This window comes from Pedobacter soli (genome assembly GCF_900101435.1).
GTDB classification, from domain to species: Bacteria; Bacteroidota; Bacteroidia; order Sphingobacteriales; family Sphingobacteriaceae; genus Pedobacter; species Pedobacter soli.
Map to the genome: position 1 here is coordinate 1 of NZ_FMZH01000021.1, position 26,153 is coordinate 26,153.

The 26,153-nt window shown below is 40.2% G+C and carries 27 protein-coding genes; 18 read left to right on the forward strand and 9 right to left on the reverse strand.

The annotated features are described in order from the left end of the window. Positions 1 to 713 (forward strand): transposase (locus BLR37_RS24200; protein WP_090773197.1); only part of this gene is annotated, 713 nt, incomplete at its 5' end. A 594-nt stretch (positions 714 to 1,307) separates the two neighbouring features. On the opposite strand, the gene BLR37_RS24205 is transcribed toward BLR37_RS24200, so the two are convergent. Both BLR37_RS24205 and BLR37_RS24210 read right to left on the reverse strand, forming a co-directional pair. Further along, positions 1,308 to 1,688: a GtrA family protein gene (locus BLR37_RS24205; RefSeq protein ID WP_090773199.1), complete on the reverse strand. Its 381-nt coding sequence runs from the start codon at positions 1,686 to 1,688 to the stop codon at positions 1,308 to 1,310. 1 nt (position 1,689) lies between these two features. Next, positions 1,690 to 3,330, reverse strand: a complete 1,641-nt coding sequence (locus BLR37_RS24210) for an ArnT family glycosyltransferase (RefSeq protein ID WP_090773201.1) — start codon at positions 3,328 to 3,330, stop codon at positions 1,690 to 1,692. Positions 3,331 to 3,413: 83 nt separating this feature from the next. On the opposite strand from BLR37_RS24210, the gene BLR37_RS24215 reads away from it, so the two are divergent. From BLR37_RS24215 to gcvP, 4 genes are all read left to right on the forward strand, one after another. Continuing rightward, on the forward strand, positions 3,414 to 4,130 hold the full coding sequence (locus BLR37_RS24215) for a pyridoxine 5'-phosphate synthase (protein WP_090773203.1): 717 nt from the start codon (positions 3,414 to 3,416) through the stop codon (positions 4,128 to 4,130). Between the two features lie 118 nt (positions 4,131 to 4,248). Beyond that, positions 4,249 to 5,139 carry an EamA family transporter gene (locus BLR37_RS24220; RefSeq protein ID WP_090773205.1) on the forward strand — a complete coding sequence of 297 codons (891 nt, stop codon included), beginning with the start codon at positions 4,249 to 4,251 and terminating at the stop codon, positions 5,137 to 5,139. A gap of 687 nt (positions 5,140 to 5,826) precedes the next feature. After that, the gene (locus BLR37_RS24225) at positions 5,827 to 6,390 is read left to right on the forward strand and encodes a hypothetical protein (RefSeq protein ID WP_090773207.1); all 564 of its coding nucleotides are present in this window, start codon (positions 5,827 to 5,829) and stop codon (positions 6,388 to 6,390) included. Between the two features lie 389 nt (positions 6,391 to 6,779). Then, entirely contained in the window at positions 6,780 to 9,656 is a 2,877-nt protein-coding gene (gcvP, locus tag BLR37_RS24230) for an aminomethyl-transferring glycine dehydrogenase (protein WP_090773209.1), read from the forward strand. A 134-nt stretch (positions 9,657 to 9,790) separates the two neighbouring features. Here gcvP and BLR37_RS24235 read toward each other — a convergent pair whose 3' ends face one another. Then, on the reverse strand, positions 9,791 to 10,246 hold the full coding sequence (locus tag BLR37_RS24235) for a hypothetical protein (protein WP_090773211.1): 456 nt from the start codon (positions 10,244 to 10,246) through the stop codon (positions 9,791 to 9,793). 164 nt (positions 10,247 to 10,410) lie between these two features. Here BLR37_RS24235 and BLR37_RS24240 point away from each other — a divergent pair, with 164 nt between their 5' ends. After that, on the forward strand, positions 10,411 to 10,758 hold the full coding sequence (locus BLR37_RS24240) for a hypothetical protein (RefSeq protein ID WP_090773213.1): 348 nt from the start codon (positions 10,411 to 10,413) through the stop codon (positions 10,756 to 10,758). Between the two features lie 86 nt (positions 10,759 to 10,844). On the opposite strand, the gene BLR37_RS24245 is transcribed toward BLR37_RS24240, so the two are convergent. Together BLR37_RS24245 and BLR37_RS24250 are read right to left on the reverse strand one after the other, a co-directional pair. Continuing rightward, positions 10,845 to 11,207: a VOC family protein gene (locus tag BLR37_RS24245; protein ID WP_090773215.1), complete on the reverse strand. Its 363-nt coding sequence runs from the start codon at positions 11,205 to 11,207 to the stop codon at positions 10,845 to 10,847. A gap of 10 nt (positions 11,208 to 11,217) precedes the next feature. Then, positions 11,218 to 11,571: a hypothetical protein gene (locus tag BLR37_RS24250; protein ID WP_090773217.1), complete on the reverse strand. Its 354-nt coding sequence runs from the start codon at positions 11,569 to 11,571 to the stop codon at positions 11,218 to 11,220. Positions 11,572 to 11,776: 205 nt separating this feature from the next. Between BLR37_RS24250 and BLR37_RS24255 the strand changes: the two genes are divergently transcribed. Continuing rightward, complete coding sequence (locus BLR37_RS24255) at positions 11,777 to 12,364, forward strand: YceI family protein (RefSeq protein WP_090773219.1); 588 nt, start codon at positions 11,777 to 11,779, stop codon at positions 12,362 to 12,364. Between the two features lie 396 nt (positions 12,365 to 12,760). On the opposite strand, the gene BLR37_RS24260 is transcribed toward BLR37_RS24255, so the two are convergent. Continuing rightward, positions 12,761 to 13,525 carry an MBL fold metallo-hydrolase gene (locus BLR37_RS24260; protein ID WP_208599722.1) on the reverse strand — a complete coding sequence of 255 codons (765 nt, stop codon included), beginning with the start codon at positions 13,523 to 13,525 and terminating at the stop codon, positions 12,761 to 12,763. A gap of 124 nt (positions 13,526 to 13,649) precedes the next feature. On the opposite strand from BLR37_RS24260, the gene BLR37_RS24265 reads away from it, so the two are divergent. The 10 genes from BLR37_RS24265 to BLR37_RS24310 all read left to right on the forward strand — a co-directional run bounded on the left by BLR37_RS24265 (position 13,650) and on the right by BLR37_RS24310 (position 23,106). Further along, positions 13,650 to 14,975: a sulfatase-like hydrolase/transferase gene (locus BLR37_RS24265; RefSeq protein ID WP_090773223.1), complete on the forward strand. Its 1,326-nt coding sequence runs from the start codon at positions 13,650 to 13,652 to the stop codon at positions 14,973 to 14,975. 622 nt (positions 14,976 to 15,597) lie between these two features. After that, the gene (recJ, locus tag BLR37_RS24270) at positions 15,598 to 17,298 is read left to right on the forward strand and encodes a single-stranded-DNA-specific exonuclease RecJ (RefSeq protein WP_090773225.1); all 1,701 of its coding nucleotides are present in this window, start codon (positions 15,598 to 15,600) and stop codon (positions 17,296 to 17,298) included. An 81-nt stretch (positions 17,299 to 17,379) separates the two neighbouring features. Further along, complete coding sequence (gene lptB, locus BLR37_RS24275) at positions 17,380 to 18,120, forward strand: LPS export ABC transporter ATP-binding protein (protein ID WP_039480746.1); 741 nt, start codon at positions 17,380 to 17,382, stop codon at positions 18,118 to 18,120. Between the two features lie 159 nt (positions 18,121 to 18,279). Beyond that, entirely contained in the window at positions 18,280 to 19,800 is a 1,521-nt protein-coding gene (locus tag BLR37_RS24280) for a GH3 auxin-responsive promoter family protein (RefSeq protein ID WP_090773227.1), read from the forward strand. A gap of 22 nt (positions 19,801 to 19,822) precedes the next feature. Continuing rightward, the gene (locus BLR37_RS24285) at positions 19,823 to 20,452 is read left to right on the forward strand and encodes a DUF2306 domain-containing protein (RefSeq protein WP_208599723.1); all 630 of its coding nucleotides are present in this window, start codon (positions 19,823 to 19,825) and stop codon (positions 20,450 to 20,452) included. Positions 20,453 to 20,455: 3 nt separating this feature from the next. After that, on the forward strand, positions 20,456 to 21,343 hold the full coding sequence (locus BLR37_RS24290; RefSeq protein WP_090773229.1) for a YARHG domain-containing protein: 888 nt from the start codon (positions 20,456 to 20,458) through the stop codon (positions 21,341 to 21,343). Positions 21,344 to 21,360: 17 nt separating this feature from the next. Then, the gene (locus tag BLR37_RS24295; RefSeq protein ID WP_039480729.1) at positions 21,361 to 21,789 is read left to right on the forward strand and encodes a YkvA family protein; all 429 of its coding nucleotides are present in this window, start codon (positions 21,361 to 21,363) and stop codon (positions 21,787 to 21,789) included. Then, positions 21,773 to 22,096, forward strand: a complete 324-nt coding sequence (locus BLR37_RS24300; protein WP_090773231.1) for a DUF2752 domain-containing protein — start codon at positions 21,773 to 21,775, stop codon at positions 22,094 to 22,096. The genes BLR37_RS24295 and BLR37_RS24300 overlap by 17 nt, the downstream gene beginning before the upstream one ends. A 10-nt stretch (positions 22,097 to 22,106) precedes the next feature. Continuing rightward, entirely contained in the window at positions 22,107 to 22,592 is a 486-nt protein-coding gene (locus BLR37_RS25540; protein WP_208599724.1) for a CCC motif membrane protein, read from the forward strand. Positions 22,593 to 22,695: 103 nt separating this feature from the next. Continuing rightward, entirely contained in the window at positions 22,696 to 23,106 is a 411-nt protein-coding gene (locus BLR37_RS24310) for a BrxA/BrxB family bacilliredoxin (protein WP_039480726.1), read from the forward strand. Between the two features lie 84 nt (positions 23,107 to 23,190). On the opposite strand, the gene cdaA is transcribed toward BLR37_RS24310, so the two are convergent. The 3 genes from cdaA to folP all read right to left on the reverse strand — a co-directional run bounded on the left by cdaA (position 23,191) and on the right by folP (position 25,455). Next, a complete protein-coding gene (cdaA, locus tag BLR37_RS24315; protein ID WP_039480724.1) occupies positions 23,191 to 23,982 on the reverse strand; it encodes a diadenylate cyclase CdaA in 792 nt (263 codons plus the stop codon). Positions 23,983 to 24,101: 119 nt separating this feature from the next. Continuing rightward, positions 24,102 to 24,464 (reverse strand): four helix bundle protein, encoded by a 363-nt coding sequence (locus tag BLR37_RS24320; RefSeq protein ID WP_090773233.1) that lies wholly within the window; start codon positions 24,462 to 24,464, stop codon positions 24,102 to 24,104. A 139-nt stretch (positions 24,465 to 24,603) separates the two neighbouring features. Next, on the reverse strand, positions 24,604 to 25,455 hold the full coding sequence (folP, locus tag BLR37_RS24325) for a dihydropteroate synthase (RefSeq protein ID WP_090773234.1): 852 nt from the start codon (positions 25,453 to 25,455) through the stop codon (positions 24,604 to 24,606). Between the two features lie 99 nt (positions 25,456 to 25,554). Here folP and BLR37_RS24330 point away from each other — a divergent pair, with 99 nt between their 5' ends. Beyond that, positions 25,555 to 26,100 (forward strand): DUF1599 domain-containing protein, encoded by a 546-nt coding sequence (locus tag BLR37_RS24330; protein ID WP_090773294.1) that lies wholly within the window; start codon positions 25,555 to 25,557, stop codon positions 26,098 to 26,100. The last annotated feature ends 53 nt before the right edge of the window (positions 26,101 to 26,153 follow it).

The window sequence follows — 26,153 nt, forward strand, 5'->3', positions numbered from 1 at the left end:
GCAAGAATGCGCTTAAGGGCATTTTTGTTCCAACACTGGAACAACAGGAAGACAGAGGGATCATCCGTATTTATCAGCAAATAATTAAGAACCAGACCCGTTGCAAAAACCAGATCAGGAGCTGGCTAAATTTTCAGGGAATAGAAACTGATGGGGATCGGAGTTACTGGTCGAAAAACTTTATTAAATGGCTTAAAACACTTCACTTAGGTACATCCGCCAGAATACATCTTAATCTGTTGATTCAAAATTATGAACAGACACGCCAGATGGTACTTGCGGCCACCAAACAGGTTAGGTTACTGTCGAAGGCTGAACGGTATAAGCAAAAAATTGGGCTTCTCAGGAGTGTTCCTGGGATAGGTGAGATTACGGCCTTATTATTTATAACAGAGATAGGTGATATATATCGGTTTAGGGAACTGGATGATTTATGTTCATACTTAGGGCTTGTTCCAAGAGTATACGGTAGTGGTGATAAAGAGCAGGTGCTAGGGCTAACCCATCGTGCCCATCATCAGTTAAGAGAAAAACTCATTGAGGCAAGCTGGGTTGCTGTCAGGTTGGATCCTGCTATGACGATGGCTTTTGGGAAATTTTGTAAAGGGATAAGCAAAAATAAAGCGATTATAAAAATTGCACGGAAAATGTTGAATAGGATTAGGTTTGTAATGAGGAACCAGTGCGGTTATGTTCCGGCTGTAGTTCAATAAAAGAAAAACAATACAGTATAAGACCAATCTGTTTTGTTATAAATGGCGGACCGAACGTTAACTTCTACAGCCCATTAAGGTGTCTGTACCATTAAGATTACGGCTGCCGTTTTAAAAAATAATATGAACGCGATCTTGCAGCTCCAATAACAGGATGTCTGCTTATAGGAGATTGATTGGCAATTGTATCAGAAAATTAAATAGGAAGGTTTTTAGCGTAAAAAATAAAAACCTCAAATTGCTTTTGCCGTATTCAAAGCAAAAAGTTAAATTAGTACATCTAGAACCATTTGCAGCTACTCTAAATAGCATTACGCATAATTTTCATCATAGGAGAAGTTAAGACAGTTAAGTGAAATTTGGTCTGTTTTACACTTTCTTAATGACCTTAAGCTCTTAGTGGTGAAATATTCCTATCATTAAGAAGCTAAGATAGTTAAGTGAAATTTAGTCTGTTTTACACTTTCTTAATGACCTTAAGCTCTTAATGGTGAAATATTCCTATCATTAAGAAGTTAAGATAATTAAGTGAAATTTAGTCTGTTGTACACTTTCTTAATGGCCTTAATCCCTTAATGTTAAAATATTCATACGTTATCTAAACGTAAACAGCATATTCGCCAGGAAATTCCAGACAAATACAATAACGATGGCGAAAAACTTGGCTACATAAAAATTAGTGCCGTTTTTGCGCTGGTGGAAAAGGTAAATGATAACGGTATTGAGGCCTAAGCCGATTAGGCTAACCACTAAAAATTTGCTGAACTCGGTTCCCCAGTGGCTGTTGGTACTCTCAAAAGTCCATATCCGGTTAATGAGGTAATTATTGGTTACTGCCAGCGTAAAACCAATGGCATTAGCTACATACTTGTTTACCTTTATCTTTTCTTTGAAAAGCCATGTAGCACCGAAATCGATCGCCATTCCGAGCAGGCCAGTCAATCCAAACTTTATAATGCGGAAGAATAAATCCATTTTAATGCAATTTAACCAGGTAAAAATGTTCTAATAACTGAGGACGCGTTTTGGCATTGATAAATTTGGGTGTAAGCTTGGTAATGTGATAGTATTCGAACGATTTTAACACCTCGGCACCATATTCTTTTTTTAATCTGGGCAGTTCCGATTCAGGTGTGTAAACGACCAGATTTTCATCGCCCCTAAACTTATCCAGCTCTTCATAATTCCAAAAGTATTTTGGCTCTCCCTGTGCGTAAAAATCAAAGGAATAGGCATCAGGGTACATCAAAACTGATGCTTTGGCATTGGGATGATTTTCTTTTAGCCAATTGCCTGCTTCCATACCCGATTCATATTTTAAAACTGATGGATAGAAAAATACAGAGAGGAACAACATGAGGTTTACCGAAATAAAAGTACTGCGTGCTAGAAGGGTTTCGGGCTTGATTCCTTTAAATAAGAAGAAAGAAACAACCAGTACCACAACTAAGATACCGATGGCCGGATAATTGTTTTTAAAATCAAAAGCAATAGCAACAAGGCTAAGGATTAAGGTAATCAGTATCGCCAATACATGCTGCACCGTTAAAAATACCCTCAAACTTTTGCCTTCGGGTTTCTGAATATACAAGGCAGTGATGATGGCAAATTGGGGCAGAATGATTAAGATATAATGCGGCAACTGGAATTTCGAAAGCGAAAATAAAAGGAAAGTTATTGCAGCACTCGTCCAGATCATGATACTTTCTGCAGGTAAATCTTTGCGGTTTTGTTTTTTAAACAGGTTAATAACTGCAGTGTAAAACAGTATCGACCAGGGTAAAAATGCCCAGAGTGTGGTGTGTAAAAAGAAAGAAATGTCGCCTTTGCCTTTAATGGGGCCGTTGTTAAAGAAGCGCCCGAACTGGCTATCCCAAAAGAAAAACTTTAAACCCGAAACATTGGTTTTGCCGAATACCAGTTTTTCAGGATGCAAATCGAATTGTACATATAAGGTATAAAGCTCGGGGATGATAAAAACAAAGATGAGCACAATGGCTAACCACCATTTTAGTTTTAATAACTGCTTAAATTGTTTGGTTAAGAACCAGTAAATGATAAAACCACCAAAAACGGGAATTAAAACAAATATGCCTTTAATCATGATGGCACATGCCGCAAAAAATGAACCTGCTACAATATGCCAGAAAGTATTTTGATGTGCTTTGTAATAATGGTAAATGGCTGCCAGGGTAAAAGTGGTAATATAAACCTCGGCACGTACATCGAATGTAGAAATGAGGATATGGAGCGCACTTAAAAAAATAAGGGCAGAAATGAGTCCGGTTTTTTCGCTGTAGATATCCTTCGCCAGTTTGTACAAATACCAGGCACCCCATAAGCCAAATAAGAAGGAGGGGAGTTTATAGGCAAAAGCATTAATACCAAATATTTTAAAAGAAACTGCAGCCAGCCAGAAGGTTAAGTGTGGTTTATCGAGCCAGTCTACCCCGCGAACATAAATGTTAACCCAATCGTTTCTAAGCGCCATGTTTTTGGCAATAGAAGCGTAGAGTGCCGAATCGGGTTCCATAATACCGCCGAAAAGGGCAAAGGTGCTCACCAGTACAATCAGTGCAATGAGGAGCTTATATAATGTAGTGTCCTTTATATTCATTTACCAGAAGCAAATATGAGCAAAAAAAAGTCAAATTTTTTCAAGGTTTAAGATTAACAAAGGCAAAGCGCTATCTTTGTTTTATGACAAAGTTATCGGTTAACATCAATAAAATTGCTACACTACGCAACAGCCGTGGCGGTAATAATCCTGATCTGGTTAAGGTTGCATTAGATTGCGAACGTTTCGGTGCGCAGGGAATTACAGTTCACCCGCGTCCGGACGAAAGACATATCCGTTACCAGGATGTTTACGATTTAAAAGCTGTTATTGCAACAGAGTTTAACATTGAGGGCAATTGCCGCGAAGATAAATTTGTAGACCTGGTTTTGGCCAATCAACCTGCACAGGTTACTTTGGTGCCTGATGCTGAAGGACAGATTACCTCTAACCATGGCTGGGATACGATTAAACACAAAGATTACCTGAAAGAAATGGTTGCGGTTTTTCAAAAGGCAGGCATCCGGGTTTCTATTTTTGTTGATCCGGTTGTGGAAATGGTAGAAGGTGCAGTAGAAACCGGAACTGACCGTATTGAACTTTATACCGAGGCTTATGCACAAAACTATTTTGCCGACCGCGAAAAGGCAGTAGTGAATTACATTGCTGCAGCACACCATGCCAATAAATTGGGTTTGGGTATTAACGCCGGTCACGATCTGGATTTACATAACCTGCATTATTTTGCGCAAAGTATTCCGGGTTTGCTAGAGGTTTCTATAGGCCATGCGTTAATTAGCGATGCACTTTATTTAGGTTTGGAAACTACTATCCAGAAATATTTGCAGCAACTTGCTTAAAAAGCAGAAAGACTAAAGCAAAAAGCTTAAAGCTATAACTATTGTTGTAATTAGCTTATTTAATAGGCAGGCTTAGCAAGCCAGTTGTACCTGATACTAAATACCTGATACTTTATAAATGTTAAAAGGAATCCTCCTTGTTTTTTTTGGTGCCTGTAGTTTTGGCATACTCTCTACTTTTGTTAAACTGGCTTACCACGAAGGTTATACGCTTGGCGATGTAACCGGTGCGCAGGCTTTTTTAGGCGCTGTAATTTTATGGGTATTGTTTTTCTTTCAAAGCCGTACATCAAAATATAAGGCAAAAGAAAAAGTTATACTTACCCCATGGTGGAAAATGGTATTGGCGGGTACTTGTACCGGATTAGTCAGTATTTTTTATTATCAGTCGGTAAAGCTTGTACCCAATTCGGTGGCCATTGTGTTACTGATGCAGTTTATCTGGATGAGTATTTTAATGGAGCTCGTGTTTTTTAAGAAGAAACCTACGGGCTTGCAGTTGCTGGCTATAGTTTTGGTTTTGGGCGGAACGGTATTGGCGAGTGGTATGGTAGAAACAAATATCAGCGACATGAGCTTAAAAGGAATTGGTTTCGGCTTGCTGGCTGCGGTATCTTACGCGGGTTTCTTATTGCTAAGCGGCAGGATTGGTAACGAATATCCGGTGCTGAAGAAAAGTGCTCTGATGATTACGGGTGCCTGTATCCTGATTTTTATCCTCTTTCCGCCGGCATTTTTATTTAATGGCGCGTTAGGTGGGAGTTTACTTAAATGGGGGCTGATTATTTCTGTTTTTGGAACGGTAATTCCACCATTATGTTTTGCAGAGGGGGTGCCCAGAATTGGTACGGCATTAAGTTCGATTTTAAGTGCAGCCGAACTACCTGTAGCGGTAATGATGGCGGGTTTTGTACTGCAGGAGCAGGTTTCGTTTTTAAGGTGGGTTGGAGTAGTGGTTATTCTTTCGGCAATGATTTTGCCTAACCTGAAGTTTTTAAAACGGAGATAAGCTCGGTTTAACCGTTTAACCGCAAAGTACGCAGAGGGTAGGCGCAAAGCGCGCAAAGTTATCATGGTCGTCATTCTGGCGTATGCCAGAATCTCTTTTTAACCACAGAGCACACAGAGGTAGGCACAGAGTGCATAGAGCAAGGGGCAGAACGTGCAAAATCAATAAGTCGTCATTCTGGCGCATGCCAGAAACTCTGTTTTTAACCACAGAGCCCACAAAGAAGGCACAGCGCTCACAGAGCAATATGCCTCAATGTTACTCTGTGTAAAGCTCGGTGCCCTCGGTGGTAAAATTTAGCAATGTTTTTGATCGAAAAGCTATTCTAGCCGTCATTCTGGCGCATGTCAGAATCCCTTTTTTAACCACAGAGTTCACAAAGAAAAAGGCACAGAGAAAACCGAGTTATATTCAAAAAACGTTGTGTGCATCTGTGGCCAAATCAGGTACACAAAGAAAAAAGCACCGAACGCACCGGGCAATATGCCTTCGTGCTCTCTGTGTAATGCTCAGCGTCCTCTGTGGTAAAAAAAGGCTTTGCTTTAGCAGGTCAAGAAGAATGAAAGCCTACCCAAACCTTCGTGTGCTTTGCGACTTCGTGGTTTAAACCTTAAAGGGGTAATTACGTTTGAGCGCTTTGCGGTTAAATTAAAAATAAATACCTTTAAAAAGCTTAACGCGTTTACTATGAAAAAACTTACCATTTATATTTTATCATTCCTTATTGTAGGCTTTACAGCTTGTAAAACGAAAACCACCATCAATCAGGAAGAGGCAGGCGAGGTAATTACCGATTACCTGAAAGCAAATCCCGAGTATAAAACCACACGCTTTAACTTTGGTGAAATCAAATTCAACAGCACCAACGATATGTTTGAGCTGGGAAAATATAAAACGCTGGCCAGCAAAGGACTGGTAACACTCGATTTAAAAGAGGCTAAAAAGAAATTCCTTTCAGAAGATAGCAGTTTTGTTTACCAGATTACGCTAACCGATAAAGCAAGTCCGCTGGTATTGAAACAAGACCGCGATAAAGCTACTGTTAAAGTGGTAGAATATGTACTGGCAGATGAAAAACCTGTAGATTTCTCGCAGGTAAACTCGAGCACGGCCAAGGTTACGGTATCTTTAAAAATGGTAACTACCGATTTTGAGCCTTTTGATAAAGACGCGAATAAGAACAGCAACTTCATTACCAAGACTTATAAGCTGAAGCTGAGTAAAGATGAAGGCTGGAAAGTGCAACAATAGGGGAAAGACTAAAGCTTAAAGACCTAAGCGGGTTTATCTATTGGGATCGGGTATTTTGCCGTTGCTTCGTTTTTAAACCCGGTAGCAGCGGAAATCCTTTTACAAACCTTATAGGTTTAAATGTTACTGTTGAAAGTTAGTACCTATAAGGTTTAGGTAAAAGATTGTAGCGGATAACGGGAACGAATTTAAATTTCAGTACTGCCCGTGCTTTCCAAACTAATATCCTATTTGCTTAAAAAGGACAAACGTTTGTCTTTTGGCTCATGCATAAAATCTACTGTTTTTGTAGCTTTTAACTTGAATAAGACGCCTTTTTTACACTGATATATAGCGAAATAAAGCTGCGTTTTTGTTACCTTTGCACGCAAATTTATTATTCATACCGCATGAGCTTAAATATCCATTACAAGGAAGATTTTCAAAATCGCCATATTGCTCCTAATGAGGCCGATACAGCCGAAATGTTGCACACTGTTGGCGTTAATTCTATTGATGAGCTGATTGAACAAACTGTTCCGACGGCAATTAGGTTAAAACAACCGTTAAATTTGCCGGCAGCAAAGTCAGAAACTGAATATCTTGGTGCTTTAAAACAAACTTCATTGTTGAATAAAGTTTTCAAAAGCTTTATCGGTCAAGGTTATTATGATACCATTACCCCGGGTGTAATTTTACGTAACGTATTCGAAAACCCAGGATGGTATACCCAATATACGCCATACCAGGCAGAGATTGCACAGGGCCGTTTACAGGCTTTATTAAATTTCCAAACCATGGTTATCGATTTAACCGGAATGGAAATTGCCAATGCATCGTTATTAGATGAAGGTACAGCTGCGGCTGAAGCGATGTTTATGCAGTACAGTACACGTAAAAATCAGGCTGCTAAGAAATTCTTTGTTTCTGAATTGCTTTTTGCCCAAACCATCGATATTTTAAAAACGCGTGCCAATCCTTATGGCATTGAGCTGGTTATTGGCAGTCATTTGGATTTCGTAGCTACCGAAGATTTCTTTGGTGCTATTGTGCAGTATCCTGCTGGTAACGGTGAGGTTTTCGATTACAAAAACTTTGCTGCTGAATTACATAACTTAAACATTAAATTAACGGTTGCTGCCGATATTTTAAGCTTAACCTTATTAACGCCTCCGGGCGAGTGGGGTGCTGATATTGTGGTAGGTACTACACAACGTTTCGGTATTCCGATGGGTTTTGGTGGTCCACACGCAGCATTTTTTGCTACGAAAGAAGTGTATAAACGTTCAATCCCTGGCCGTATTATTGGTGTAACAATCGATAGCCATGGCGATTACGCTTTGCGTATGGCTTTGCAAACCCGCGAGCAACACATCCGCAGGGATAAAGCAACTTCAAATATTTGTACTGCACAGGCATTACTGGCAATTATGGCTGGTTTCTATGCCGCATACCACGGTCCGAAAGGCTTAAAAGCCATTGCTGAACGTACACATGGTTTAGCTGTAAGTTTGGCTACTACCTTGAAAAACTTAGGTTACGAGCAGTTAAATTCGGCTTATTTCGATACAATCCGTTTCGATTTAGGCGATTTAAAAGGTGGTATTCACGCTTACTGCCTGGATAACGAAATCAACTTAAATTATGTAGGTAATACAGTTACCATTTCAGTTGATGAAACGACTACTTTTGAAGATATTACTTTAATCGCTAAAATCTTTGCAAGAGCTAAAGGCTTTGCAGGCGATCAGGTAGAAGTGGTTGAAAATGTAGAAACGGTAATCCCTGAAGCTTTACAACGTACTTCAGCTTATTTAACGCACCCTATCTTTAACGCACACCACTCAGAGCACGAGATGTTGCGTTACATTAAATCTTTAGAGGCAAAAGATTTATCGCTTTGCCACTCGATGATTGCTTTGGGTAGCTGTACGATGAAATTAAATGCAACTGCCGAAATGATTCCGGTTACCTGGTCTCACTTTGGTCGTATTCACCCTTTTGCCCCGGCAGATCAGGTATTGGGTTATTATTCAGTTTTCAATGAGCTTGATAAATGGTTAAGCGAAATTACTGGTTTTGCGGCCATGAGTTTGCAGCCTAATGCAGGCGCGCAAGGCGAGTATGCCGGTTTAATGGTTATCCGCGCTTATCACCATGATAGAGGCGATTTCCACCGTAATGTGGCTTTAATCCCGGCTTCGGCACATGGTACCAACCCTGCTTCTGCGGCAATGGCCGATATGAAGATTGTGGTGGTTAAATCGTTAGAAAACGGTAACATCGATGTAGAAGATTTAAAAGCTAAAGCAGAACTACATAAAGATAACCTTTCGTGTTTAATGGTAACTTATCCATCTACGCACGGGGTATTTGAAGAAAGTATTATCGAAATCTGCGAAACCATTCACGCTAACGGCGGACAGGTTTACATGGATGGTGCAAATATGAACGCTCAGGTTGGTTTAACCAGCCCGGCTAATATTGGTGCCGATGTTTGTCACTTAAACTTACACAAAACTTTCTGTATCCCTCACGGTGGTGGAGGTCCTGGTATGGGCCCAATTGGTGTGGCTAAACACCTGGCTCCTTACCTTCCTGGTCACGCTGTTGTGGATATCGATAAAGGAAAATCTATTTCTGCGGTTTCATCTGCACCTTGGGGTTCAGCTTCAATTCTGATCATTTCTCATGCGTATATTGCGATGATGGGTGCTGAAGGTTTAACCAATGCAACTAAATATGCCATTTTAAACGCCAACTACATGAAAGAGCGTTTAGAGCAACACTTCCCGGTACTTTATTCAGGTGCTCAGGGTCGTTGTGCACACGAAATGATTTTAGATTGCCGTTCGTTCAAAGCTTTCGGTATCGAAGTAACTGATATTGCCAAACGTTTAATGGATTATGGTTTCCACGCGCCAACGGTTTCGTTCCCGGTTGCGGGCACTTTAATGGTTGAGCCTACAGAATCGGAACCTAAACATGAGTTAGACCGTTTCTGTGATGCCTTAATTGCTATCAGAAATGAGATTACCCAGGTAGAAAACGGTACTTTAGATAAAACAGATAACCCGCTTAAAAATGCACCACACACAGTTTCAGTGATCACTGCAAATGAGTGGGAGCATGCTTATAGCCGTCAAACTGCTGCGTTCCCGCTGCCTTATGTGTTAGAGCGCAAGTTCTGGCCTTCGGTTGGTCGTGTTAACGATAGCCATGGCGATAGATCATTGATCTGTGCTTGTCCGCCAGTTGAAAGTTACCTTGAAGAGATTGTTCCTTAAGTAATTCCCTTCGCGTCATTGCGAGGAGGTACGACGAAGCCTGTCTGCTACAGGCAGGCAATCTCCTTAGATATATCTGCAAGTTTTATGAATTTTTTCATAAAGCTTGCAGATTTTTTTGTTTAATGCGAATGTTATTTGCCTAGCAGCAAGCCATCCGAATCTACGTTGTAGCCTTGTATTTTGATCTGGTCGTTTTCTGCAGTTAATGTAACCGTTTCTTTTGATTGGTATTTTGTTCTTTCTACCACGTAGTAAAGCACGTAATTTGCAGATGGATTGGTACCTTTTACCACCTTCGATTCCCAGTGATCGAGCTTTTCGCTTTTAATTTCGCCTAACTTATTTAAGGCTCCGTTTAAATAGTCGTTTAATTTTTCGGTGCTGGTTGCAGCTTTGAATTTTGTGCTCAATAATGGATCTACTTTTTGAAAATCCTTTTTCTGAAGCAATTCGTAAAACTGATCAGCCACTTTCTCTGCGTCTTTTTTATCTTCTTCGCGGTTGATGTAGCTGCTGTTAACATTACAGCTAGTGGCGGTAAAAAGCAAAGTGGTTAAACACAGTGCGGCATAAATTTTATTCTTCATTTTTAGCGTTATTGATTTGGTTTAAATATAGGGTTTAATGTAATAGGCTGCATAGTTCGTGCATGATAGTTGGGAGATAGTGGTTAGGTCATCCCCCTGCCCCCTTCAAAGGGGGACAAGATTTGCTTAAAGTGCTTTGTGCAGTACTTGTATGTGTTAGTTTTATGCTTGCAGGTGCTAGTTTTATGCTTGCAGGTGCTAGTTTTATGCTTGCATGTGTTAGTTTTATGCTTGCAGGTGCTAGTTTTATGCTTGCAGGTGCTAGTTTTATGCTTGCAGGTGCTAGTTTTATGCTTGCAGGCGTTAGTTTTATGCTTGCAGGTGCTGGTTTTATGCTTGCAGGTACTAGTTTTGTGCTTGCCGGTGCTGGTTTTATGCTTGCGTGTGTCAGTTTTATGCTTGCAGGCGTTAGTTTTATGCTTGCCGGTAACCCTTGGTCTTATCCGTCTATAACTTTACAGTTTTGGAGATTAATTACTAAGGCTTTTTTGCCAATTTATTTGATTTACTGATACAGTATAGCGCTTACAGGATTGTTTTCCTTATTGCTGGTTTCAGTTCTTATCTCCGTGGTGGCGCACCGACCTCCGTTCGTTTTCTACTTAAACGCCCCGAAGTGCCATAAAATTCCCGATGGATCGTGCAGGAAACACTCACTACCCCAATCTTCGTGACGGACAGGTATAAGTTTTACGTTTTTATATTTGCCGGGTAAATCGAGGGCCAGCAATTGGGTATAATAACGGTCTGCATCGTCAACCTCCATAAAAATCATGGTGTTATCGATCCAGTCTTTTACATAAGCGTTCTGGAGGTAAAAAGCCAGGTTACCAGTTTTAAAGACAGACATTTGTGGGCCTAATGTGGTTTCTTCGAAACCCAGGTCGCGGTAAAAGCTTCTTGATATTTCAAAATCTTTTGCACCAATAAAGGGGCGGATGGATGTTGCTTTGTGGTTCATGTACTTACTATTAAATGTGTTTATTGCTGTATAGTTTGCCTCCTGCAATTGATGCCGGTGCAAAGATAAATATAGCTAAAAGCTGCGTCCAATGGCTGCCGTTAGCACTGAAAAGTGAAAATGTAGCGAAACCGGCAATAATTATTGCTAAAATGTAATTCAGGTTGAGGTTTCGGGTTTTAGCAATGAGCCTTAATACATAACCACTTAATGCAGAAAAGGCACCGCCATAAATTAAGGTAAGCAGTTTGAAAACTATTGGTGCTTCTGCATGTGGCTTTTGACCTGATAAGTTAAAAAGCAAAAGCGACGAAATAACAAATATGGCATAGCCCGCTAAAACAGCTAAAATTTTTCTGATCATGTAAAATGGTTTAACGAATATAAGCTTTAAAAATGCCGGGAACTTTATTTCACATTAAAAAGTAAACAAATTAAACCTTTATTATAAATCTGCAGTCAATAGAATGATTTTAAATAAAACCGATTATTTTTGAAAAACTTAACATAGGTCAATAACAACAGCTAAAAGGTTGATCTATATTTGTATCAAATTAAAAAACCAGAAAATGAAATTAAAAATCTCTTCAATCTTTTTATTAGTAGCAGTTGTTGCTTTATCAGCTTTTAAAAACCCTACTAAACCAGTTACTTATACTGTAGATGCAGCAAAATCGACCATTACTTGGGTTGGTAAAAAAGTAACCGGTTCTCACAACGGAACAATCGCTTTACAATCAGGTTCACTTGCTGTTAATGGTAAAAGTGTAACTGGTGGTACTTTCACCATCGATATGAACTCAATCAAAGATGCTGATGGTAGCGCTAAATTAGAAGGTCACTTAAAAGCTGACGATTTCTTTGGTGTGGCTAAATTCCCAACTTCTACTTTCGTAATTACTAAAGTAGCAGGTAGCGGTGCTAACGTAACTGTATCAGGTAACTTAACTATTAAAGGTATTACTAAACCATTAAGCTTCCCTGCAACTGTAACGGTTAACGCTGATGGTACTGTTTCTGCTTTAGCTGGTAAAATTGTTGTTGACAGAACTAAATATGATATCAAATATGGTTCTAAATCATTCTTCGATAGCATTGGTGATAAAGCGATTAACGATGAGTTTGAATTAGCTGTGAAATTAGTAGCTAAAAAATAAATCCTATCCCTCCACATAAATAGGAAGGCTTGAAAAGCTAAAAGCCCTGGCATTTGCCGGGGCTTTTTTCGTCGTGCTAAATTTTACCACAGAGGGCGCTGAGTTTTATCTTTCAGCCACGGATGTTCAGAAAGCACGGAATGTTTTAAATATTGCTCTGTTCGCTCTGTGCTTTTCTTTGTGTGCTCTGTGGTTAAAAATACGGTGGCATTTTAGCCACGGATCCACTGAAGGCACGGAGTGTTTTTACTAAGGGTTTTGCGGCCTATGTGTTTGTGGTTAAAGAATAAGAGATTCTGGCATGCGCCAGAATGACGGCAATGGGGATCCTGAATATGACATTCCGCGCCCTTTGCGCCTTCTCTTTGCGTACTTTGCGGTTAAAAATTAGAAAGTCTACCTTATTTTAAATCCGCCATCAATTTCATCTACAAAGCCGGTAGCCACACTTTTACTGTGGTAAAACAGGCATTCCCAGTTTTCTGCGGCAGCTCTTTTACCATATTCTTTGCGCAGTTCCATAGCCTTTCTACCATCGAAATCATATTTGGCGATAAAATTTTTGATCAGTTCTTCAGGCTCTGGCAAAACATCGCCGCCAAAAAATACCTTTTGTTTGCCTTCTGTTAAAAGGAAAACCTGATGGTTGGGGCAATGTGCGCCTGTAAATTCATAAGCAATGCTTTCATCAATAGCTCCATCGCCCTCCACAAATGTTAACTGGGCATTGCGTTGTACAAATTCGAAAATATCGGCATGGTATGATGTTGAGGTGCTGCTAAATGCCGTTTCCCACTCGCCACGATTAATAATGTGTTCGGCATCGGGGAAACTCAGTTCGGTTTTGTTGCCTAACTGGTGAATCATACCTCCCGAGTGATCGTAATGCAGGTGCGACATTAAAACCTTCGTTACATCAGTAGGATCGAAACCTGCATTCCGGATATTTTTGTGTAAAATCAATTCGCCATGATCATCGCTAAAACCTAAACCGGTATCGAAAAGAATCAGGTCGTTTTTGAGCTCAACCAAAAAAGGCTGTACGTTGATAAACAGCGAAGCTGGTCTGTCTTTAAAATGGTGTATGGCAGGATCGAAAGGAACAAATTTCTTTGTGGCATCAACCGAATAGGTTCCTTCGTATAGGGTATGAACTTGCAAAATTTAAATCTTTAATGTTTCAGCAAAGGTAACAATCTAAATAACAGTATTTGTTTAAGTAAAAGCTTGGATACTTCCTTTTTTTGTAAAATATCATTGCTAAATTTCGGGCAAATTATGCTTTATGAACATTCGCGTTTTAATTCTTTTATTAGCTTTTAGTTTTTCTACCCGCCTAAGTGCGCAGCAACGTCCTAATGTTATCATTGTATTGGCCGATGATATGGGCTATGCCGATATTTCCTGTTATGGAAGCCCGCTAATTAAGACGCCGTTTTTAGATGGGATGGCAGCAAAAGGAATTAAAGCGACGAATTTTGTAACCACCTCGCCAACCTGCACCCCATCGAGGGCATCTTTGCTTACGGGCAGGTATTGTAGCCGAATGGATTTACCAAGGCCAATAGGTCCGGGTGAGAAGGCAGGGATCCCTGAAGATGAAATTACGATTGCACAAATGCTTAAACAATCGGGTTATGCAACGGCATTGGTAGGCAAATGGCACCTGGGCGATCATGGAGCTTCTTTGCCAAATAAAAAAGGTTTCGATGAATTTTACGGTTTGCTGTATAGTCACGATTACCGGGCGCCCTATGTAAAAACCGATACGACCATTAAAATTTTCAGAAATACCAAACCCGAAATTTATAAACCGCATGATAGTATTTTAACGAGTTCGTACACGCGCGAATCGATTTCTTTCATTAAGAAAAATGCAGCAGCTAAAAAGCCGTTTTTCCTGTATCTGGCGCAAAATATGCCGCATTTACCGGTTGCCTTTGCCGCACAAAAGAGCCGTAAAACACCCTCGGCTGGCGGTGAACTTGGCGATGTAATTGAAGATATGGACGCCGGTCTGGCACAAATCTGGAAACAGGTTGTTGCTTCCGGACAAGCCGATAACACAATTTTCATTTTTACCAGTGATAATGGCCCATGGATTAATGCCCCGGCGCGGATGTACCAGGATGGCTTTACCAAATTTTACCATGTGGGTTCGGCAGGTGTTTTCAGGGGATCGAAAGGCATTTCTTATGAAGCCGGTCACCGTGTACCTTTTATTGTTTACTGGAAAGGCCATACCCTTAGCGATACACAGTTAACTAAACCCATTTCGAACCTGGATGTTTTGCCTACGCTTGCCGACTGGACCAAGACAAAGCTTCCGCAAAGGGTTTATGATGGCGAATCTATTGCTGCTTTGCTAACGACCAAAAACTACAATAAGCCGCACCGTCCGATTTATTACCACAATTACGTTTTAGAAGGGGTAAAGGATGGCGATTGGAAACTGCGGATTACCAAAAATGATAATAAGGAACTTACTGAGCTGTATAATCTTTCTTGGGATCCTGCCGAGCGCGTAAATCTTGCAGATGATGCCAAATATGCGGCACAGAAGGAACACTTAATGAAACTTTACCAGGAATATCCGGGTAACTCGAAATAAGGTTGCCTTAAATTTTCCGCAGATATAAAGGATAGACATGCAGATCTGGTTGCTGTTATTTGTTGCTGTTTAAAATCTGCGTTTTCTGCGTGATCAGCGGGAAACGGGTTTGCTATTTTTCTCCCGCAGATTTAAGGGAATAACGCAGATCTGGTTGCTGTTTAAAATCTGCGCTTTCTGCGTCATCAGCGGGAAACAGGTTTGCTATTTTTCTCCCGCAGATTTAAAGGATTTATACGCAGATATAATTGATGATTTTGTTGCTTAAAATCCGCGCTTTCTGCGTGATCAGCGGGAAACGGGTGTGCTATTTTTCTCCCGCAGATTTAAGGGAATAACGCAGATCTGGTTGCTGTTTAAAATCTGCGCTTTCAGCGTGATCAGCGGGGAACTGGCGTGCTATTTTTCTCCCGCAGATTTAAGGGAATAACGCAGATATAATTGATGTTATTTGTTGCTGTTTAAAATCTGCGCTTTCTGCGTCATCAGCGGAAATAAATGTTTATCGAACACTTTCAGAAAGGCTTTAAACTACATTTTTAGCGCCAGAACTTTCGTTATCTAAGGATTACTGCCATCATATCCAATTAAAATGTATATTTACTGTTCGGAAACAGAATAAATGGAAAAAAGATGGGTGCTTGCGTCAAATTGTGATGATGCTACGATAACTACGATTGCAGAACAACTGAATATAGATCGCTCGCTGGCGCAAATATTGGTACAAAGAAATATTTGCGACTTCGATCAGGCAAAAGATTTCTTCAGGCCGGATTTAGATCACCTGCATAATCCTTTCTTAATGAAGGATATGGATGCCGCCATTGCGAGAATTGAAACTGCTTTGGCAAACCACGAAAAAATCCTGATATATGGCGATTATGATGTAGATGGTACAACTTCAGTAGCCCTGGCTTTCAGTTTCTTTTCTCAGTTAACTTCAAACATTGAATATTATATCCCCGACCGTTATTTAGAAGGCTACGGCATTTCTACGGCTGGTATAGATTATGCCAGTGAAAATGGCTTCTCGTTAATTATTGCGCTCGATTGCGGGATAAAATCTATCGACAAAATTGATTATGCCAATACTTTAGGCATCGATTTTATCATTTGCGATCACCATTTACCCGGAGATGAATTACCGAAAGCTGTTGCCGTTTTAGATCCGAAAAGGGCCGATTGTCCTTACCCTTTTAAAGAACTTGCAGGCTGTGGTATAGGATTTAAACTGGCGCAGGCGTATGCTCAAAAACACCAGCTGCCTAAAGAAAGTTATTTGCAGTATCTGGATCTGGTAATGATTAGTATTGCCGCTGATATTGTACCTGTGGTTGGGGAGAACCGGATTTTGGCGCACTATGGTTTGAAAAAGCTAAATACTAACCCATGCGAAGGTTTACGCGCGCTAATGGAAGTTTCGGGCAAGACCGAAAATTATACCATTACGGATGTGGTTTTTACACTCGGTCCGCGGATAAATGCTGCAGGTAGAATAGATCATGCCAAGCATGCGGTAGCCATGTTGCTTTGCCAGGTTGATGGCAATGCTTTGGAGCAGAGCGAGCTGATTAACCTGAAAAACACCGAACGTAAAACTTACGATCAGGACATTACCCGCGAAGCGCTGGCTTTGATAGGTGATAGTGAAATACTGATTAACAGAAAAACCACTGTGGTATTTAACGAGAACTGGCATAAAGGGGTGATTGGAATTGTGGCTTCGCGCTTAACGGAGAAATATTACCGCCCAACTATCGTGCTCACCAAATCAAATGGTCATGTAGCAGGTTCCTGCCGTTCGGTAGTGGGTTTCGATTTGTACGAGGCGCTGAGTGGCTGTGCTGATTTATTGGATCAGTATGGAGGTCATAAATTTGCCGCAGGCTTAACCATGCAGGAACATAATGTAAATGCCTTTGCAGATAAGTTTGAAGAAATTGTAGCTGCAAGCATTACCGAAGAGTTGTTAACGCCAATGATTAAAATAGATGCCGAAATAGAGCTATCGCAAATTGAAGGTAAGTTTTACCGGATTTTGGCTCAAATGGGGCCTTTCGGACCAGAAAACATGGCGCCGGTTTTTGTTACCCATGGGGTATATCTGGCGCAACATGCCATGGCTGTTGGTGCAAATCACTTAAAAATTAATGTAAAACAACAAAATTCGCCTATTTTTGAGGGCATCGCATTTGGCTTGGGAGAATTTCAAAACCAATTGCTGCCAAGAGTACCTTTTTCTATTTGTTATACCATTGAAGAAAATGTGTGGCGGGATAAGAAGCGTTTGCAACTGAATATTAAAGGAATAAAAGTTAATTAAAATATTTCTATGGTGTCATCCTGAGCCTGTCGAAGGACATTTCAATAAGCTCAATGTGAAAGCCAAAGGATTGATCGATATATGATACTAAGAGCCGAAAATCTGGTTAAAAAATATAAACAGCGTACTGTGGTAAACAACGTTTCGTTTAACGTAAACCAGGGCGAAATTGTGGGTTTGCTGGGGCCGAACGGGGCGGGTAAAACTACTTCGTTTTATATGATTGTGGGATTGATTAAACCCAACGAAGGACGTATTTTTTTAGAGGAGGAAGATATTACCGAAGATGCCATGTACCGCAGGGCACAAAAGGGAATCGGCTATCTTGCTCAGGAAGCATCAGTTTTTAGGAAACTTACTGTTGAAGATAATATTCTTGCCATTTTGGAAATGAGCAACATGAGCAAGGAAGAACAAAAAGATAAGCTCGAAGAATTGATTAATGAGTTTAGCTTGCATAAAGTTCGCAAGAACCGTGGCGATTTATTATCGGGAGGGGAGCGTCGCCGTACCGAAATTGCACGTGCTTTGGCTGCAAATCCGAATTTTATTTTACTGGATGAACCATTTGCCGGGGTAGACCCCATTGCAGTAGAAGAAATCCAGAGTATTGTGGCTAAACTGAAAACCAAAAATATCGGTATTTTAATTACCGACCACAACGTACAGGAAACCCTTTCCATTACCGATAGGGCCTATCTGCTCTTTGAAGGGAAAATCTTAGAGCAGGGGGTACCAGAGGTACTAGCCGAAAACGAGATGGTGCGAAAAGTATATTTGGGATCGAACTTCGTGTTAAAACGTAAGAAATTTGATGTTTAATTTTCAGGTTAGGGATAAATTATTGTCCACCACAAACAAATTTTAATTTCGGGTGTTGCCTAAACTTTATGCTTAAACAAATTACTGTAAACCCAGGTGCTGTAGATAAAAGAATAGAAACTTTTGATCAAATGATATTCATTAATTTTAACCATTAAGATGGCAATTGTAAATTCGATTTTTACCTGGTTAATGAAAAAGCGGATCCACCAGATCGAGCTTTTTATGAAATATCCGCATGATGTTCAGGAAGAATGGTTCCATACGCTGATTGATAGTGCCGAAAATACCGAATGGGGCAAACGGTACGATTACAAAACCATTTTAACGGTTCAGCAATACCAGGAACGCGTTCCCATCCAAAATTACGATACTTTAAAGCCCTATATTGAGCGCATGCTCAATGGCGAGCAGAATATCCTTTGGCCGTCTGATATCAGGTGGTTTGCAAAATCATCTGGTACCACCAGCGATAGGAGTAAATTTATACCGGTTTCGGAAGAAAGCTTAGAAGAATGCCATTTTAAAGGTGGTAAAGACATGCTTTCTATTTACTGTAACAACAGGCCCGATAACCAGATGTTTACGGGTAAAAGCCTGGTTTTAGGTGGCAGCCATCAGGTAAACCAATTAAACGAAGATTGTTTTTATGGCGATTTATCTGCAGTACTGATTAAAAACCTGCCCATCTGGGCCGAGTTTTACCGTACGCCCGATATGTCTATCGCTTTAATGGACAACTACGAAATTAAAATGGATAGGATGGCCGAGGCCACTATCAACGAAAATGTAACCAGTATTTCGGGCGTACCTACCTGGACGATCGTACTGGCTAAAAAAGTGCTCGAACTTACAGGCAAAAGCAATTTGCTCGAAGTTTGGCCAAACCTGGAAGTATATATTCATGGTGCTGTAAACTTTACACCTTACCGCGAGCAGTTCAAACAGCTCATCCCATCGGCAGATATGTATTATCTGGAAACCTACAATGCCTCAGAAGGCTTTTTTGGGATCCAGGATCAGGACGATTCGGATGAAATGTTATTGATGCTTGATTACGGTATTTTCTATGAATTTATTCCGATGGAGCACATTGGAGAAGAAAACCCCAAAGCGCTGGTTCTGGGCGAAGTGGAGCTGTATAAAAACTACGCCATTGTAATTTCTACCAATGGAGGTTTGTGGCGCTATATGATAGGCGATACGATTCAGTTTACCTCACTGGCCCCATACCGCATTAAAATTACCGGCCGCACGAAACACTTTATCAATGCATTTGGCGAAGAGGTTATTATCGATAATGCCGAACAGGCCTTAACCAAAGCCTGCCAGGAAACCGGGGCTGAAATTAAAGACTATACCGCAGGTCCGATTTATTTTAAAGGAGAGAAAGCAGGAGGCCACGAATGGATTATTGAGTTTGATAAACAACCTGATGATTTTGAGAAGTTTGTAGACATTATGGATCAAACGCTGCGCGAGGTAAATTCTGATTACGATGCCAAGCGGTTTAAGGATATGGCATTATGCCGGCCTAAAGTACACAATGCACCTGCACATACCTTTTATAACTGGTTAAAGGCTAAAGATAAACTGGGCGGCCAGCACAAAGTACCGCGTTTAGCTAACGAGCGGAAATATGTAGAGGATATTTTGGAGATGATGAAAAACGCTTCTTAAATCAGACTTTATTGCCATAAAGATGAAGAAAAGCATCAGCTATTTAAGCGTGGCCTGGCTCTTGTTTTTTGGCTACTTTTTTGTGCTCATGCTGCAGATTACCCTGCGTTATCTGCCATTTGGAACTGAAGTGGCTTTTCTGCAAATCAAACAAACCGAGGTAACCGGAATTCGTGCCTATCTGCCTGTTTTTTATATCCATGTGTATAGTGCCATATTTGTTTTGCTGGCCGGTTTTACACAGTTTAACCCTAAAATACTTTCAAAATATCCTGAAATTCATCGTTTACTGGGTTACCTGTATGCGGGTGTGGTTTTAATTTTGGCAGCACCTTCGGGTATTTTTATCGGCTGTTTTGCCAATGGTGGCTTAATGGCTAAAACTTCCTTTATTATTTTAGGCGTTTTGTGGTTTTGGTTTACATTCAAGGCAGTGCAACTCATTATCAACCGGAAAATAAAAGCCCATAAAAAAATGATGTACCGCAGTTTTGCCCTGGCAATTTCGGCCATAACATTAAGGCTTTGGAAAGTTATTTTAGTATATTTATTTCATCCTGCCCCAATGGATGTTTACCAGATTATTGCCTGGCTGGGCTGGATCCCCAATTTATTAATCGCCGAATGGCTTATTAAACGGAAAATAATTTAATTGATGAAAAGAATCTTCTTATTAGCGCTGCTCCCATTTTTGATGCTTTCTTGCAGGGAAAACAAAAAAACAAATGCACAAAAACAAGCTGCCGGTATAGCGCAGCAGGAAATCCACAAAGAGCTGTATGGCTTTTGGGTGGGCGATTTTTACACGCAGGATGAATTGGAATACGATGGCGATATGACAGATGCGGTAAAAAAACTGAATATCAACATTAAAAAGATTACAAAAGATACTGTTATTGCACAAAGTGTGGTTTCGGGTAACAGCCGGCCATTGTTGGGTAAACTATCTGTTGATGGCGGTAAAATTACTTTTGTTTTAGATGAACCAGGAAGTGAAAAATACGACGGGAAATTTGAAATTACACTTGTTGGCGATACATTGATTGGTAAATGGAATGCCTATAAAACAGCACTGAAATGGCCGGAGAAGCAGTTTAAATTATTGAAAAAAGCCTTTGTTTATAACGCCAGCCTGATGTTGCCCACAGAGGCCAGTTATGTAGACTGGAGCGATCATAAAATGGTTGAGCATTTAGATACCCTCGAAGATGGGACCATCGATTCGTTAGGTGCCAATGCTTTTTACAGAAGTGCGTCTGATCAGATTTTTAAGTTAAATGCTTCTACAGTTTTATTAAATGAGGCTGATTTAAAGAATTTGCGAAAACTCGATTTGCAGATTATCAAAAACACCATTTTTGCACGTCATGGTTACGCTTTTAAGAAGCAGACTTTCCGTAATTTTTTCGATCCAGTTGAGTGGTATGTGCCGGTTAAAAACAATGTTGATAACGATTTAACGGCAATAGAAAATAAAAATATCAAGTTATTAGATCGCTTTACCAAATATGCCGAAGACAATTACGATGCTTTTGGCCGTTAATTTGTAATAGATTGAGCATGAAATTGAACAGGCAAAAAATATTGGATTTCTTTAAAAAATCGCAAAGCAAAGCTACAGTGATTTTGAACGATAAAACCAGGGCCAGTAAAACCATAAAGGATGCACTGGGCAAGGCTGTAACCAATAAAGGTGATCTGGAAGGCGTTTGGGCAAAACTGGTATTATTGTTTGCCGTATCGAAAGATTATGTAAACGGCAGCTATACCGAAATCCCCAAACGATCAATCGTTGCCATTTTGGGTGGACTCGTTTATTTCCTGTCGCCCATTGATGTGATTCCGGATTTTGTGCCTGCATTAGGTTTTATTGATGATATCTATATCTTAAACCTGGTGTACAGGCAGGTGCTTAAAGACCTGGAAAAATATAAAGCCTGGAAAGATGCACAGGGAAAAATAATCGATATAGATGGCTCACCCGCATAAAAGCTTTTTAGATTGGCTGGGCGGGCATTTGTTAAGTTGTCCGTTTAAAACCCATTTCGGAATCGATTGCCCCGGCTGTGGTTTACAGCGATCGGTATTGGCTTTGCTAAAGGGCGATTTAATAGATTCTTTTCGCTTTTATCCGGCAACACTTCCCTTAATTTTTATTGTATTTTTTACACTCATCCACCTCAAATTCGACTTTAAATTCGGTGCACAGTTGATTAAAATCGTTTTTGCAGGTATTGCAGTAATTATCTTAATCAATTACATTTACAAAATATACAATCACCAACTACTAAGTTAAACACTTACTCATGTCAGAAGAACAGGAAAACCCGCAAGAAAATAAACCTATTGACCTTTCGAAGAAAGAGGAACCGGTTGTGCAGCCCATAAACGAGGGGCCAGTAACACCACCACCATTTCAACAACCACCACCTTTTCAGCAGCCGCCCCCATTCGGGCAGTTTGGCGGAGGTTTTGGTCAGCAGAATTTACCTAACGCCACTGCGGCACTTGTTTTGGGGATTATTGCTTTGCCAGCCTGTTGTTTTTATGGCATATTCGGTTTGATTTTTGGTATTATTGCCTGGATTTTGGGAAGTGGTGATATGAAAAAGTATCAGCTTAATCCAGGATTGTATACTGAATCATCATATAAAAATGCAAAAGCAGGTAAAATTTGCGGTATGATTGCTACAATCCTAAGTGTTTTAACCATACTGTTTTTTGTGCTGGTTATAGTAGGAGCGATCACTAATCCTCAGATGTACGACGATTTTATTCGCGGAATGAAATAATACCCTTCATTTAATTTTACCTTAAAAATATAAACCGGATGGTACATGCCATCCGATTTTCGTATTTTTGTAGCGTTAGGTTGTAAATAATAAACTCATTATAATGTATCCAGAATATTTAGTAGAACCTATGCGTAAGGAATTAACGAACGCAGGTTTTCAGGAATTAAAAAACGCAGCAGATGTAGATCAAGCCATTAAAGGCGAAGGAACTGTGTTAGTTGTGGTAAACTCGGTTTGTGGTTGTGCGGCAGCAAATGCACGCCCTGCAGCAAGAGCAGCAGCAGCACACGAAAAACACCCTGATAAATTGGTTACTGTTTTTGCAGGTATGGAAAAAGAAGCTGTAGATCAGGCCAGAAATTACATGATGCCTTTCCCTCCGTCATCGCCAGCTATGGCTTTGTTTAAAGATGGTAAATTGGTACACATGATCGAGCGTCACCAGATTGAAGGCAGACCAGCGCAAATGATTGCTGAGAACCTGATTGGTGCTTTCGAACAATACTGTTAATAAAAGATTACACCGATTTTGTGGATTACACTGATTGATATTATCTTAATCAGTGTAATCTTTCAAATCTATAAATCGGTGCTATTAAAAGTCTTTATTGAGCAATTTCTCCAGCTCACCGAACGAAACGTTCATTCTTACCCGGCCTTGTTTGGCATACGAAATTTCTCCTGTTTCTTCCGAAATAATTACTGCTACAGCATCTGTAGTTTCAGAAACGCCAATACCGGCCCGGTGTCTTAAACCAAATTGTGCGGGTAACTGATCGTTATCTGTTAAAGGTAAAATACAACTTGCGCTTTTAATTTTGTTCTCAGAAATTACCACGGCACCATCGTGCAGCGGACTGTTTTTCTGGAAAATACTTTCGAGGAGCCGTTTGGATATTTTGGCATCAACCAGCTCACAGCTGTTGGCAAAAAACTGTTCGTCGTAAAATTTAACAAACACAATCAACGCACCTGTTCTGGTTTTTTTCATGCTTTTACAAGCATCGATGATGGGTTTTATCCGCGTTAGGTTGTTCCGTTCAATTTCTTTGCGGCCAAATAAATAACCCCACCAGGCCTTGTTTTTCTGTAAAAAGGCATTTTTACCAATGAGCAGCAGGAAGCGCCTGATTTCGGGGTGAAAAATAACAATGAGGGCAATGATCCCCACGCTCATGAATTTATCGATGATGGTGGTCAGCAATTTCATGTTCAACGCATCTACCACCCGGTAAAATATGGCAATAATGAGCATGCCGACAAGCAGGTTTACTGCCAGGGTATTGCGGATTAGTGTGTATACATAATAAATTAACAGTGCCACTAGCACAATATCTACCACATCGGTAATGGTGAATTTTACAAAGTCGAAATCTAATCCTTTCATTGTGGGTAAGATAGTAAAACAGTTTCTATATTGGTTAACTGTATAAATCGTTTAATTGGTTAATTGTTGAGATTAGGTTAATTGTTCAAAACGTTTAATTGGTTAATGGCCTTGAAAACCTAATTTTTTAATACTGATTTACGTAAAGCATTCAATTTGTTTGTTAATTCATCTAGCTTAAGTCTGTATGCAATGTATTCTTCTTCACTAATGTAAGCGAGGTCATAAGCACCAATAATGTGGTTAATTGTTTCTATCGCACTTGAATAAGCAATGGTTATAAAATGCGCTTTGTCCTTCGACGTAACTCTGGCTGAACCTTCTGCTAAACAATCGCCAATACTGCTTGCAGATCTTTTAAGTTGGCTTGTTAATCCAAATATTTCTTCTTTAGGAAATTTTCTGGTCAAATGGTAAATGTCTTTTCTAAACATTCTTGCTTTTTGCCAGGTTTCTAGTTTTTCAAAGGAATAAATATGCATCGTAATTAAGTTTTAGTTTAATCAGGGGATGATATCAAATATAAGCGATAGATTGCTAATTAACCAGTAGGTTGTGCTTTATCAATTTAAACAATTAATAACCAACTATGGCTGGTCAATTAACCAGTTTAAACAGCAATTAACCCAACATTTCCACCAGCCTCACGCACTCCACAGCCTCCCTCACATCATGTACCCTCAAAATGCCTGCGCCTTTTTGGAGGGCGATGGTATTCAGTACCGAAGTGCCATTCAAAGCTTCGGCTGCGGTAGTGCCCAATGTTTTATAAATCATTCCTTTGCGCGAGAAACCAACAAGCACCGGAAGTTTAAAAACCCTGAAAGCCTCCATCTGGTTTAGTAACTCGTAATTGTGCGCAATGGTTTTTCCGAAACCAAATCCGGGGTCGATAATCACATCGTGGATGTGCAATGCTTTCAGTTCTGCTACTTTCTTAGCCAGGTAATCTACAACTTCCAGTGTTACGTTTTCGTAGACCGGGTTTTGCTGCATATTTTGTGGTGTGCCCTGCATGTGCATAATCATGTAAGGTACCTGCAATCGGGCAACGGTTTCGAACATCAGCTCGTCCATGTCGCCAGTGGCAATGTCGTTAACAATATGCGCACCAGCCTGAATGGTTGCCTCGGCTACTTTGGCCCTGAAGGTATCAATGGAAAAAATGGCTTCTGGAAAAGCTTCGGATAAGCTGGCCACTACCGGCACCAGTCTGTCTATTTCTTCCTGTTCGGAAATATCTTTCGCACCAGGCCTTGAAGAATAACCGCCAATATCGATAAATGTTGCACCTTCAGTTAGGTATTGCGCTGTTTTGGCCAGGGCCTCATCTATAGATTTTGTTCTGCTGTTACTGTAAAAAGAATCGGGTGTGATGTTGAGAATTCCCATCACTTTTGGGCGACTTAAATCGATAAGCCGACCCTTTATATTTAAGCTTTGCTTGGGCTCAAAAAAGTTTTTTTCTGCCATAATAAACCCTTTCGGGATTTGGGTTTCGCTTTAAAAATGTATCTTTAGCTTTTGTTTTTTCACGACAAAAATACACTAAAAACTAAATAAATATTGGCTTTGGCACAAACAAATACGGCTACAGAATTTGATGAAGTGATTGCAGTTTGCAGATCATTATTTTTAAAGAAAACGAAAGATTATGGTACCGCCTGGCGAATATTAAGGCCAAGCTCTATCACCGATCAGATTTTTATCAAAGCCCAGCGCATTCGCACTTTGGAAGAAAAAAAAGTAAGTAAAGTAGGGGAGGGTGTAACTTCAGAATACATTGGCATAGTGAACTATTGTATTATTGCCATGATGCAGCTCGAACTTACCGAAAACGATCCGAATGAAATGCCTTTCGAAACTGTTGAAAAGCTGTTTGAAGAAAAAGTCACCGAAACCAGGGATTTGATGTTTGCCAAAAACCACGATTATGGCGAGGCCTGGCGCGATATGCGCATCAGCTCGCTTACTGATCTGATTTTGATGAAAATTTTCAGGGTTAAACAAATCGAAGATAACGAAGGGCAGACCCTGGCATCAGAAGGGGTAAATGCAAATTACCAGGATATGTTGAACTATTCGGTTTTCGCCCTGATTAAACTGGGGGTTAAATAAGTTTCCACTTAAGCTAGCCATTAAATATTATTACGACTGAAAAACAGATTATA